2 protein-coding genes are annotated in these 14,578 nt (G+C 62.3%); one reads left to right on the top strand and one right to left on the bottom strand.

All coding sequences use genetic code 11. The features are described from left to right. Positions 1 to 15 precede the first annotated feature (15 nt). On the top strand, positions 16 to 2,469 hold the full coding sequence (locus M2S36_RS14940; RefSeq protein ID WP_333957377.1) for a TonB-dependent siderophore receptor: 2,454 nt from the start codon (positions 16 to 18) through the stop codon (positions 2,467 to 2,469). Positions 2,470 to 2,737: 268 nt separating this feature from the next. Here M2S36_RS14940 and M2S36_RS14935 read toward each other — a convergent pair whose 3' ends face one another. Then, on the bottom strand, positions 2,738 to 14,569 hold the full coding sequence (locus M2S36_RS14935) for an amino acid adenylation domain-containing protein (RefSeq protein WP_333957376.1): 11,832 nt from the start codon (positions 14,567 to 14,569) through the stop codon (positions 2,738 to 2,740). Between the last annotated feature and the right edge of the window lie 9 nt (positions 14,570 to 14,578).

Raw genomic sequence — 14,578 nt, 5'->3', positions numbered from 1 at the left:
ACGAGACCGCAATAGATGTCCAAGTCCCTCCCCGGCTCGCTCAACCCGCTTGCCAAAGCATTACTGATCCGTCATTCCCTTCGTCCCCAACGCGCGTTCACACGCATCGGTGTGGGCCTGGCGATATCCGCTGCAATGGTCGCCCAGGTGCAGGCGCAGGAGTGGACCCTGGATATTCCCGCGCAGTCGATGAACTCGGCGTTGCAGGCACTGGCCAGACAGACCGATACCCAGTTGCTGTATAGCCCGGAGGACATCAGCGGGTTACGTTCCACGGCCCTCGAGGGCCGGCATGACCTGCAGTCTTCGCTGCAGACATTACTGCAAGGCACCGGGCTGCGTTACCAGATCGATGGCAACACCGTGACAGTGACAGCCGGTTCGGCGGCACAGGACGGCCAGGTCGAGCTTTCGGCAACCAACGTCAATAGCGTGGGGCTTGGTGCCACTACCGAAGGCACGGGTTCCTACACCACCGGTGTGACCAACACCGCCACCAAGATGAACCTGTCGATCCGTGAGACGCCGCAAACCATCACGGTGGTGACCCGCCAACGCATGGATGACCAGCACCTGAGCAGCATGACCGACGTGCTGAGAGAGACCCCTGGCATTACCATGTCCCAGGATGGGGGCGAGCGCTTCAACATCTATTCTCGCGGCAGCGCAATCAACACTTACCAGTTCGATGGCGTCACCACGTTTCAGGATAACCAGACCCGTAACATGCCCAGCACCTTGCTGGATGTGGCCCTGTATGACCGGGTGGAGATCGTCCGCGGTGCAACGGGCCTGATGACCGGTGCCGGCGACCCCAGTGCCGTGGTCAACCTGATCCGCAAACGCCCGACGCGGGAGTTCAAGTCCTATATCCAGGGCGGCGCTGGTTCCTGGGATTACTACCGCGCAGAAGCGGACGTTTCCGGCCCACTGACCGAAGAAGGCAACGTACGCGGACGCTTTGTCGCCGCACAGCAGAACAACCACACCTTCATGGACTGGTACACCCAGGACCGGAGCATCCTGTACGGCGTACTGGAAGCGGACCTTACCGACACCACCCTGGTTCGTTTCGGTATCGACCGACAGACCTACAAGGTCAATGGCGCCTCAGGCGTTCCGCTGATTTTCACCAACGGCCAGCCCACCAACTTTTCCCGCTCGAAAAGTTCCGATGCTCGCTGGGGTTACGATGACTACGAAACCACCAACTACACACTGACGCTTGAGCAGCAACTGGCCAACGATTGGCAACTGAAAGTTTCCACTCTGTACATGGACGTCGATCGCGACACGTTCTCTTCCTATATTTCTACCAGAACCAACAGGTCGTACCTGGAACCTGATGGCTCGACGACCATCAACGCTGGCGTTGCATCGGCGGACCAATACCAGAAAGCTGCTGACGTTTCCCTCCAAGGGCCTTTCCAGTTGTTTGGACAATCTCATGAACTCATTTTCGGCTACAACTACCTGGAGTATGAGAACAAGCACCGCGAATACGCCGGCCCTGACCAGAAAATCAATTACTTCACTTGGGAAAACGTGACGCCCAAGCCAGGCAAAGACGAGCTTTCGCCAAGCATCAAATTCGATATCTTCAACCGCCAGAGCGGCTACTACGTCGCCGGACGGTTCAACTTCACTGACGACCTGCACCTGATTCTGGGTGCGCGTGCTTCCGACTACCGCTTCGACTACAGCCTGGGCATCATCGGTAAACCAATCACGCCTGATACCCAGAAAGAGCATGGAGTAGTGACGCCGTATGCCGGTCTCGTCTACGACCTGACAGAAGAGCAATCGGTGTACGTCAGCTATACCGATATCTTCAAGCCACAGAGCAATATCGACGCCAGCGGCAAACCCCTTGACCCGGAGGTCGGCAAGAACTACGAAATGGGTTGGAAGGGTGAATTCCTGGATGGCCGTGTCAACGCCAACGTTGCCGTCTACTTGGTACAAAGGGACAACTTCGCCGAGGAGACCACCGAAAAGGCGCCGACCGGCGGCAATGCCTTCAAAGCGATTGACGGTGCAGAGACCAAAGGCGTGGACCTGGAACTCTCGGGCGAAGTACTGCCTGGCTGGAACGTCTATACCGGCTACAGTCATTCCCGTACCGAGGACGCAGATGGCGTTCGCCAGACCACCCAACTGCCGATGGACACATTCCGCTTCTGGAACACCTACCGCCTGCCAGGCGATTGGGACAAGCTGACCTTGGGCGGTGGCGTGAACTGGAACTCCAAGTCCACACTGCAGTATCCGCGCTACAACGGCCACGTCACCCAGGATGACTACTACGTCGCCAGCCTGATGGCTCGGTACCGTATCAACCAGAACCTGGCGGCCACGCTGAACGTCAACAACCTCTTCGACAAGAAGTACTACGCAGGCATGGCAGGCAGTTACGGCCACTACGGTGCGCCGCGCAACGCCACGGTGACTCTGCGCTACGACTTCTAAACCGCACAGGCCAGACCCGGGACATGCACCGGGTCTGGCCACACTTCCCCCGCTTCGCCCTCCCTGCGCCCTCTGCTGTTTCCTCTCCCCTTGCTACCACACATTGCGTGCCGCCCTTGCAAGTCATTCCTGTCCGTGCAAGCGCAGCCCCGAGGGGTGCAAGGCTACGTCAACCCTGTGAGCAAACGACATCGCCCCGCATCAGCAGCTTCCAGGCTGCCAGTGCGGGGCGATGGGTGATGACATCAGGTCAGCCCGTCAGCGTCCTTCAATCGGCCATGGCGTCCTCCATCGTCCAGTGCATGGCCAAGCCTTCGATCACTTCAGGCTGCCTGAGAATGTCATAGTGCCCCGCCTCGACCGCATGGTTCCCCTCTGTTTCGAAAGTCCAGGCCGGGTCGCTATCCTGGCCAGCCCACCAGCAGGTTGCCAATGCCCGGGTCCGTGGCAGGCTGGTCAGGTTCGCCGACAAGGCTTTCAAGCGCATCGCCACCACAAATGTGTGGGCCAATTCGGCACTGTCGATATCGGCATAACGTGACTGGCCGGCCTGCGCGGCGCGTATCTGCCCAATAACGCCCTGCAGCGACTGAACATCAGTACCCACGGCCACGGCGGGCACTGCCAGCTGTTGCTTGGGTACGCCCAGCAACACGCTGAGGAAACCCTGCAAATCGTCCTTCCAGTCCCCGACCACCTCAGCATGTGACGCATTTGGCACAAAGCTGTCCACCAAGCCAAGCAATGCCACTGCCTGCCCCTGTCGCTCCAGCTCCTGGGTTACCAGCACCGCCAAGGTGCCACCCAGCGACCAGCCAACCAGCCGATACGGCCCTTCAGGCTGCTTCTGGCGGATGTACTGCGCATAGTCGATAGCCATCGCCTGCAGCGACTCGTCCTGCCACGTGCGGTCCAGCAGCATGCGGCACTGCACGCCATAGACACTGCACACACCTTCCAGGCGACGCGCCAGAGGCTCGTAGTCGAACACCGTGCCGAAGCCTGCATGCAGGCAGAACAGCGGCGTGCCACTGGCGATACGGGTATTGAGCAACAGCACCGGGTCCAGGCTGGCTTCAGTAGCCGAGTAGCCCGACAGCTCACCAATGGTCGGTCTGGCCATTACGTCACGCAACTTCAGGTCCAACTGCAAGCCGCTGTGCCCACGCACTTTGGAGAGCATTTTCAGCACCCGTAGCGAATCGCCACCCAGCTCGAAGAAATTGTCGTCCATACCGATTTCCTCAACACTCAGCACCTCTTGCCAGATTTGCGCCAAGGCCTGCTCGACCTCGTTGCGCGGCGCAAGACGCAGGCGCTGCCCTACAAAATCAGGTGCCGGCAGCGCATTGCGGTCGATCTTGCCGTTGGGTGTCAGGGGCATCGCATCAAGCAGCACCAGTTGCGCTGGCACCATGTAATCCGGCAGCTCCGCACGCAGGGCTTCGCGCAATTGTGCCGGCGTGGTGACCACACTACTGCTGACCACATATCCAACCAGTTGCTTGCCGGTGGCACCTTCACGCGCCACTACCACTGCATCGCGCACCCCAGCCAGGTTGCGCAGGCGTGCTTCGATCTCGCCTGGCTCGATGCGAAACCCGCGAATCTTCAACTGGTTGTCGAGTCGGCCGATGAAGTCGACGGTGCCATCGGCACGGCGGCGTACGCGGTCGCCGGTACGGTAAAGGCGCGCACCGTCGGCGAACGGGTCGGCGACAAAGCGCTCGGCGGTAAGCGCCGCACGCTGGTGATAGCCCCGCGCAAGCCCTTCTCCACCGATGTACAACTCACCCGCCACGCCATCAGGCAGTGGATTGAGGTCTTGATCGAGCACATGCAGGGTACGCAGGCCGACCCGATCACCGATCGGCGCATACACTGCCTGGCAGGACTGCATGGCCGATACCTTCCACAGCAACGGCGTGACCACCGTCTCGGTAGGCCCGTAGCCGTTGGTCAGGTATTGCGGCCGTAGCGAACGCTTGACCAGTTCGAACAGGGCATCGGGCACCGCATCGCCACCAAAGCAGTAAATGCGCACAGGCGGCGCAGCCTGTTGCTGGCTCTCGCCGAACTCGGCCAACTGTTGCAGATAGGCCGGCGGGAAGCAGGCGATATCGATGCGCTGCTCATGGAGGACTTGCCAGGTTTCCTCCGCAGTCCACAAGCGATTGCCACGGACCACCAGGCAGCCACCTGACGACAGCGTCGACAGCCAGCGCTCCTGGGCACCATCGAAAGCGAACGACATGAACAGTAGCTCACGTGTGCTTTCGTCCATCTCATAAAGCTGAACAATGGCCTGGCAATGCATACGGATCTGCCCGTGGCTGACTGCTACCCCCTTGGGCTTGCCAGTCGAGCCAGAGGTGTAGATCAGATAGGCCAGGTTGTCGTCCAGCACCGGCACGTGCGGCACACTGGCAGGCAGGCCTGCCAGCTCCAGGCGGTCAAGCTCGACGCACTGCTCCACCTCGGTGAAACGCTCGCGCAAGGCACTGTTGGTCAGCAGCAAGTGCATGGCCGAGTCTTCGACGATCCACTGCAAACGCTCCTGAGGATAATCGATGTCCAGCGGTACGTAGGCAGCACCGGTCTTCATCACCGCGAGGAAGGCGACAATCACCTCTACCGAGCGTTCCAGGGCAATACCAACCGTGGTTTCCGGCCTGGCACCCAGGGCAAGCAGGTGGTGCGCCAGGCGGTTGGCACGCTGGTCAAGCTGCGCATAGCTCAACTGCTGACCAGCGCAGACCACTGCCGGGGCATCAGGCTGCAGTCGAGCGTGCTCGGCGATACGCTGGGCCAAACCCGGCACATCCGCTGTGCCTGGCACCATCAGGTTGCGCTCGTTGGCCTGCTGCACTTGCCCTGATGTCAGCATTTGCAGGCTGCCCAGGGCGGCATTCGGGTTGTCCAGCATACCTTCGAGCAGGCGCTCGAAGCTGCCACGGATAACCGCGGTAGCGGCCTCACTGAAGCTGCCACGCAGGTACATGAACTCCACCGAGAGAACATCGGTCAGGTGTACGGCAAGGTCCATTGCATAGTTGGTCACACCTCGCTCGGTCACGGCGCCAAACTGCAAGGCGTTATCGCTGCTGTCGTGCAGACGATCGTCCAGCGGGTAGTTCTCGAACACGATGATGCTATCGAACAACGGTTGCCCCGGGCGCCCGGCCCAGCGCTGAACATTCGACAACGCCGCATGTTCGTGGTCACGCAACTCAAGGTTGTAGTCCTGCAGTTGCCGCAGCCAGTCGCTGACGCGCCAATGTGCGGCAGGCGCCTGCACGACGGGGAGCGTATTGATGAACAAGCCGAGCATGTTGTCCACACCCGGCAGGTTCGCCGGCCGGCCGGCCACGGTAGCGCCGAAACAGACAGCCTGTTGCCCGCTGTAGCGCTGCAACAGCAGCAACCAGGCGGCCTGCACCAAGGTATTGGGTGTTACCCGCAGGCGCTGAGCCAGAGCACGCAGGCGCTGGGTACGCTGGGCATCCCAATGCAGGTAGAGCGCTGCATGCCCTGACAGGTTGGCATCCGGCCGTGGCAGCAACGCCTGTTCCAGCAGAGTTGGGCTTTCCAGCGCGGCAAGCTTGCGCGTCCAGAACGCCTCGAGCTCGGCCTGAGGTTGTGCCTCGAGCCAGCGGATGTAGTCGCCAAAGCGCGGTACAAGCGTGTCCAGCGCCTGTCCATGATAGGCCTGGAACACTTCACCCAGCAGGCGCGAGTTGCTCCAGCCATCCATCAGGATGTGATGACGGGTCCAGATCAGTTGCATGCGCTGGCCATCCAGACGCACCAGCGTTATCCGCATCAACGGGGCCTGCGACATGTCGAAGGCCTGCTCGGCGTCGCTGTCGACCAAGGCCTGCAAAGCCGCGGCCTCGACCTCACGGTCACGCCAGTCAAGCACCCGGATCGACAGTTCGGCATGGCGATGAACGATTTGCATCGGTTGTGTCAGTTGCGCGTCGGACCAGAACCCGGTGCGCAGGATGTCATGCCGCGCCACCACCTGTTTCCAGGCCTCTGCAAAACGCTCGATATCCAGGCCGTCAACCGCTACCGACGTCTGGTTGAGGTAGAGCGCCGCGTCCCCACCCTGGGCGCTATAGAACAGCATGCCTTGCTGCATCGGTGACAGAGGGTAGATATCGTCAATCTGCTCCACGGGTACCGGCAGCCGATCCAGCTGCGCCTGGGTCAGGCCAGCCAAGGATACCGGTTGGCTGCCTGTGACCTGATCATCGCTAACTTGCACGCCAACTTCTGCAACGCCAGCCAGCAGTTCCACCGTCTGGTGCTGGAACAGTTGCTTGGGCGTAAAGCGGATACCCGCCTGGCGCGCGCGGCTGACCAGCTGAATCGAAATGATCGAATCGCCACCTAGCTCGAAGAAGTTGTCGGTAATCCCGACTTGCGCCACTTTCAGCACGCCAGCCCAGATATCCGCCAGTTGCCGCTCAAGCGCATTACGCGGTGCCACATGCTCACTGTGCGCCTGCGCCTGGTCGATACCCGGGAGCTGCTTGCGGTCAAGCTTGCCACTCGGGGTCATGGGCATACGCTCGAGCAGCATCAGGTAGGTCGGCACCATGTAGTCCGGCAGGCTGGCCTTCAGTGCCTGCTTCAGCGCCGCGCACAAATCCGCACTTTCAACGGTTTGGTCAACAGGCACCACATATCCGCACAGCTGCTTGACGCCTGCATGGTCGGCGGCGATAACCGCTGCCTGGCGGACCTGTGGATGCGCTTGCAAGTGTTGCTCGATCTCGCCCAGCTCGATGCGAAAGCCACGTACCTTCACCTGATGATCGGCCCGGCCACGGTAGGCGAGCTCACCCTGCTCGTCGAAGTATCCCAGGTCACCGGTACGGTACAGGCGCGCGCCCGGTGTTTCAGCCAGCGGGTCCGGAATGAAGCGCTCGGCGGTCAGCGACGGCCGCTGGTGGTAGCCACGAGCCAGGCAGCCGTCACCACCGATGTACAGTTCACCCGACACACCGATTGGCGTAGGCGACAGGCCATCATCCAGGGCACGCATGACGCGCCCGGCCAGCGCACGACCGATCGGCACGCCGTTCTGCGCGCCGGGCACCTGTGCCAGACGCGAGCAATCATAGGTGGTAGCGACCACAGTAGCCTCAGTGGGGCCGTAGGTATTGAGCAAGCGTACCTGCACCGGCCCATCCTCCAGCCATGCCTGCAGCCCGTCCAGGGCCACGGCCTCACCGCCGACGTGGATCTGTTTCAAACGGCCATAGGTGTGCGCAGCGCGGCGATCCAGCGCCAGCAAACGCCAGTAGGCCGCTGGCAGGTCAGCCACGGTGACGCCATGGCGAATGACCTGCTCGCTGAAGGTGTCGGTGTCCCACAGCTGCTGGTCGCGCATCACCACGCACGCACCACGCGACAACGGTGGGAAGAACTGCTCGATGAACCCGTCGAAACTGAATGTGGCGAACTGCAGTACCCGGTCTTGCGGGGTCAACTGCGAGTAGACACTGGCGACGTCACAAAACACCGACAGCGTTTGGTGAGCAATGGCCACGCCCTTCGGCATGCCGGTGGAACCTGAGGTGTAGATAACATAGGCCAGGCTGTCGAGCGAAACCTCGCAGGGCAGCGACTGCTCACTAAAAGCTTGCAGCCACTGCTCACCCGGCTGCAGGTCGATGCATGGCAGGCCTGCAGGCACCGGCATGCGCGCCATGGCCTCAGCGTCGCCCAGCAGCGCGCCAATGCCGCTGTCCTGGATCAGGTAGGCCAGGCGGTCCTGTGGGTAGTCCGGGTCCAGTGGCACGTAAGCCGCGCCGGCCTTGTGGATGGCAACCAACGCCACGGCCAGTGCCAGGCCGCGTTCGGCAGCAACGCCCACCAGGCTGTTGGCAGTAACACCGTGCGCAACCAGCAAGTGCGCAAGGCGATTGGTGCGCAGGTCCAGCTCGCGGTAGGTCAATTGCTCCTCACCGAACACCAGCGCCAACGCATCGGGTCGCTCACGGGCTTGCGCCTCGAACAACTGGTGAGCACACATGCCGGACGGGGTAATTGCCGCGCTAGGGTTCCAGTCATGCAGCACCCGTTGGCGCTCGGCCCCACCCAGCAACGACAGCTCACCAATAGCCGTCGTAGCATCATCGACCAGTGCCCGCAACAGATTGCCGAAATGCTCGGCCAAGCGCTGGATAGCCACATCGTCCCAGTTGGCGCGGTTGTGGCTGTACTGGATGGACAGGGTCTCACCCAAGGTGGCGGCCAGGGTCAGGGGGTAGTTGGTCTGCTCCAGGTTGGCCACCGGACCGAAGCGCAGCCCCTCTGGTGCACCCTCTTGCAGAGCCTGCGAAACCGGGTAGTTCTCGAACACCAGCAGGCTGTCGAACAGCGACTCGCCGCCCAGGCCGGCCCAGCGCTGCACCTCGTTCAACGGAGTATGCTCGAACTCGCGCATGGCCAGGTTGCAGGCCTGCACCTGGGCAACCCATTCGGCCACGGTCTGCTCGCTGCGCGGCGCACCGATGACCGGCAAGGTATTGATGAACAGGCCGATCTGCTCCTCCACCCCCGGCAGGTCCGCAGGGCGCCCCGCCACGGTGGCACCAAAGCATACGGCAGGCTGCCCGGTGTAGCGTTGCAACAACAGCAACCAGGCAGACTGCACCAGGGTATTGACGGTAACCCGGTTGGCACGCGCGAAGCCTTCGATTCGCAGGGTTATCTCGCGATCGAACAGTTGATAGTGCTCACCCTGGCCTTGCTGCGGTGGAGCGCCTCGGCGCACCGCCTGGGACAGCCGGGTCGGCTCCCCCAGCGGCGCCAACCGAGCCTTCCAGAACGCTTCGGCTGCCGCTGCGTCCTGGCGCTGCAGCCAAGCGATATAGTCGCGATATGGCGCCGTCTGTGCCGTGACCTGCCGCCCGGCATAACGCTGCAGCACCTCTCCCAGCAGGCGTGAAGTGCTCCAGCCATCCATCAGGATGTGATGGTTGGTGTAGATCAAATGGTGGCAGTCATCCGCCGTGCGCACCAGCGTCAGCCGTTGCAGTGGTGCCTGGTCTAGCGCGAAACCAGCTTGGCGGTCACCCTCGGCCAAGGTTTGCAGTGCCTGTTCCAATGCCGACTGGCCGCGCCAGTCGTGCTCGACCAGCGCCTGCACAACTTCCTTGTGCACCACCTGCACGGCCTGCTCCAACTCACCCTGCCAGATAAAACTGCTGCGCAGGATAGCGTGGTTATTCACCGCCGCCTGCCAGGCCTGGTGGAAGCGCTCCACGTCCAGCCCCTGGACATCCACGCGCATCTGGTTGATGTAGTCACCGGACTGCTGTTCGTACAGGGTATGGAACAGCATGCCCTGCTGCATCGGCGACAACGGATAGAGATCGGCGACCTGCTCGACCTGCACGGGCAGGTTGTCCAGCTGCGCCTGCGTCAGGAAGGCCAGCGGGAAGTCCGAGGGCGTGACGCCACGGTGCTGTGGCTGGCTGCAATGGGCGATAAGCAGCGCCAGCTCTTGCGCATAATCGTCGGCCAGGTGCTGGACAGTAGCCTCGTCGAACACTTCGCGGCTGAAGCTCCAGCCCAGTTTCAGTTCACCTCCATACACCTGCCCGTTCAGTGCCAACAGGCTGCCCAGCGGCGCATCTTCGTCACAGGTGGAGCCAGGGTACTCCTTGGCTGGCTCGAACAACCCCGCTTGCTCGTCGAAGCTGGCGTCAAACTGGCCGAGGTAGTTGAACACGATCTCGCCACGCGGCAAGGCCGCCAGGATCGCCTGCGCCTCGGCGTCGCCCTGGTAGCGCAGCAGACCATACCCAAGCCCTTTGTTGGGCACCGCGCGCAGCTGCTCCTTGATGGCTTTGAGCGAATCGGCCAGTCCGGCCTGCGGGCTGAGCCTGACCGGATACATGCTGGTGAACCAACCCACGGTGCGGCTCAGATCGACCCCCTCGAACAGGTCTTCACGCCCATGGCCCTCCAGGCGCACGAGCACATCGGCGTTACCCGTCCAACGGCTGATCACCCGGGCGAGTGCTGTCAGCAACAGATCGTTGACCTGTGTGCGGTAGGCTGCCGGTGCGTCCTGCAGCAGTTTCCGGGTCAGCTCGCGGTCAAGGCGGGTACTGACCGAGGTGGCATGCCGCCCCAGGTTGCTGCCTTGTGGGCGGTCGCACGGCAGGACATCGCTGGCGCCGTGCAGTTGCGCCTGCCAATAGCCGAGCTCCGCTTGCAGCGCTGCGCTAGTCGCATGGCCCCGTAACTGCTCGGCCCAGGCTTTGAATGACGTTGTCTTGGCCTGCAATTGCACCAGCTCGCCTCTGCGCAACGCCTGGTAGGCCAGCTGCAGATCTTCCAGCAGCACCCGCCAGGACACGCCGTCCACAACCAGGTGATGGATGACCAGCAACAGGCGTTGGCTGCCGTCCGGCAAGTCGGCCAGAACGGCACGCAGCAACGGGCCGTGCTCCAGGTTCAGGCTGCACTGGGCCTCGTTGGCCAACGATGTCAGCGCCCCAGCATCTGCCACCTCTCGACGCCACAACAGAGCCTGCCCGGCACCGCCGAAGCTGGCCTGCCAACGGCCATGCTCCTGGACGAACTGCAGGCGTAGTGCATCGTGGTGTTCGACCAGCGATTGCAACGCTGCTTGCAGGTGGTGTTCATCCAGCGTCTCGCTGGCGCGCAGCATCACCGACTGGTTCCAGTGATGCCGCTCGACGATGTCCGATTCGAAGAACCAGTGCTGGATCGGAGTCAGCGGCATGCTGCCTTCCACCCGCCCTTGATCGATTGCAGTACCGGTGTTTCGTCGTGCAATCGCCGCCAGCCCCTGCACAGTCTGGTACTGGAACAGCTCCTTGGGGGTGAACTGGATGTCCAGCTGACGAGCACGGCTGACCACCTGCAGCGACATGATCGAGTCGCCGCCCAACTCGAAGAAGTTATCGGCAAGGCCAACCTTCTCCAACTTCAATACATCGGCCCAGATCGCCGCGATCTGCTGCTCCAGCTCGGTTTGCGGCGCGAGGTATTCACCCTGCAGCAAGCTGGCGTCCGGCGCCGGCAGGGCCTTGCGGTCGAGCTTGCCGTTAGCGGTCAGTGGCAGCTGCTCCAGGAACAGCAGATGCGCGGGCACCATGTGTTCAGGCAGGCTGGCCTTCAGTTCGGCGCGCAGGCTGTCACGCAACACGGCCTGCTGTTCAGCCCCCTGCAGCATGCCAGCGTCGACGGGTACCACGTAGCCCACCAGTTGCTTGCCACTGGCGCCATCCACCGCCAGCACCGCTACCTGGCGCACCGCAGGTTGTTCGAGCAAGCGTGCTTCGACCTCACCCAGTTCAATACGGAAACCGCGAATCTTCACCTGATGGTCGATACGCCCGATGTATTCGATGACCCCGTCGGTACGGTAACGGGCCAGGTCGCCCGAACGGTAAAGGCGGCCACCGTTGTCATCGAAGGGGTCTGGCACGAAGCGCTCGGCGGTCAACCCGGGGCGACCGTGGTAACCCCGCGCCAGGCCCGCCTGGCCAATCAGCATTTCACCTGTGCAGCCCGGCATGATCGGGTTCAATGCCGCATCGAGCAGGTACCACGACAGGTCGGGAATCACCTCGCCGATCGGGCTGCTGGCGCCCTTTTGCAAGTCTTCGAGGGTGATCGGCCGGTAGGTCACGTGCACGGTTGTTTCGGTAATGCCGTACATGTTGATCATGCGCGGCGTGCAGTCACCAAACACGTCGAACCAAGGCTTGAGGCTGCTCACCTCCAGGGCTTCGCCGCCAAACACCACGTACCGCAGGTTCAGGCCCTGGCCGGCCTTCGCCGCCTCGCAGGCAACCGGGACAAGCGGCTTGAAGGCTGATGGCGTCTGATTGAGTACGGTAACCTGCTCACGTACCAGCAAGGCATGGAAGTCTTCGCTGGAGCGTGCCACATCCTTGGGCACGATGACCGCTCGGCCGCCATACAGCAACGCGCCATACAGCTCCCATACCGAGAAGTCGAAGGCGTAGGAGTGGAACACCGTCCATACGTCACTGGCGTCGAAATGGAACCAGTGGCGGGTAGCTGCAAACAGCCGCACCACGTTCCGATGCGGCAGCAGCGTCCCTTTGGGCTTGCCGGTAGAGCCCGAGGTGTAGATCACATAAGCCAGGTTGTCCGCGTTCACCCGGCAGACGGGGTTGGCTTCGCTGTAGCCGGCCAGCTCGGTATCACCGTCCAGCACAAGCGTATGCACGCCTGCCGGCACTGGCAGCGCGTCACGCAGGTGCTGCTGGGTCAGCAACAGGCGTATGCCGCTGTCCTCGAACAGGTAGCTGAGGCGGTCCTGTGGATACTCCGGGTCGAGTGGCACGTAGGCAGCGCCCGCCTTGAGAATGCCCAGCAGGCCGATGACCATCTCAAGGCTGCGCTCAACGGCCAGGCCAACCAGCACATCCGGCCCGGCACCCAGCTCCAGCAGTTTGTGCGCCAACTGGTTGGCCCGTCGGTTGAGCTCGGCGTAACTCAGGGTCTGCTCGCGGCAGACCAGCGCCACCGCATTCGGAGCGGCTTGGACCTGGGCCTCGATCAGTTGATGAAGGGGCTGCTCGCCTGGGAAATGCGTCAAGGCCGGGTTCCAGGCCTGCACGGTCTGATCCTGCTGCGCCAGGCTGACCAGCGGCAGATCGACTACGCGCTGCCCGGGCTGGCGCACGATCGCCTCCAGCAGGTTCACCCAGTGTTGTGCCATCTGTTCGATGGTCGCGGCATCGAACAGGTCGGTCGCGTAACTCAGGGCAGCGCCGAGGCTGTGCTCGTATTCAAAGGTGTCCAGGGTCAGGTCGAACTTGGCCGTGTCGTGGTCCCAGGTCAACCCCTCCACCTGCAGCCCCGGCACGCTGCGCTGCTTGCCCTTGGCCTGCATCTGGTGGTTGTACATCACCTGGAACAATGGGCTGTGGCTCAGGCTCCGTTCGGGCTGAAGGGCATCCACCAACTGCTCGAATGGCAGGTCCTGGTGGCTCTGCGCGCCCAGCGCACGCTGTTTGACCTGCGCCAGCAGGTCACTGAAGGTCATCTGCAGATCGAACTCGGCGCGCAATACCTGGGTATTGACGAAAAAGCCGATCAGCCGTTCGGTTTCCACCCGGTTGCGGTTGGCAACCGGGACCCCGACACGGATGTCCGACTGCCCGGAATAGCGGTGCAGCAGGGTCTGGAAACTGGCCAACAGCAACATGAACAGTGTTGCGCCCTGACGCTGGGCCAACTGCCTGAGCGAATGCACCAGGGCCTCGGGCAGCCGAACCTCATGCCGGGCGCCTCGGTGGCTACTGGACACAGCACGGGGGCGATCGGTCGGTAATTCGAGCACTGGCTGCTCATCGCCAAGCTGTGCCTTCCAGTACGCCAGTTGCCGTTCCTGTTCGCCCGCTTCCATCCACTGGCGTTGCCAGATCGCATAGTCGGCATACTGGACCGGCAGCGTCGGCAACTGCACCTCCTGGCCTTGGCTGTAACCCGCATACAGCTGCATCAACTCATCGATCATCAGCGGCATCGACCAGCCATCGGACACGATGTGATGCATGGTCACGACCAGCACATGCTCGTTCTGGCCCAGGCGCAGCAACTTGCCCCGCAGCAGTGGCCCCTGCTGGAGATCGAACGGGCGGCGTGCCTCGGCTTCCACCTGCTCACGCACCTTGGTTTCGTCGGCGCATTGCAGCGTCTGGATATCCAGCGCCAGAGTGTGTTCGGGGTGAATGACCTGTACGGCGCCCTGCCCTTCTTCGCTGAAGGTGGTGCGCAGGGTTTCGTGGCGGGCAATCAGCGCATCGAAACTGCGCTGCAACGCCTCGACATCCAGATGACCTTGCAGGCGCAAGGCCGCTGGTAGGTTATAGATCGATGCGGCAGGCTCCAGTTGCCAGAGAAACCATTGCCGCTGCTGGGCATAGGAGAGGGGCGGCGACGCTTCAGGCTCACGCTTGAAGATCGGGGTGACGCCATACAGGTTCACCCCCTGTTGCTTGAGCAAGGCTGCCAGGGCCTGGCGCTCTTTGGTGGACAGTAGCTTTACAGACTCAAGCAGCTCTTGCACAGTCAAAAT

The organism is Pseudomonas sp. SF2 (assembly GCF_036858055.1).
Lineage (GTDB): Bacteria > Pseudomonadota > Gammaproteobacteria > Pseudomonadales > Pseudomonadaceae > Aquipseudomonas.
Note: the sequence above shows the minus strand (reverse complement) of the source record. Positions and strands in the feature narration are given on the sequence as shown.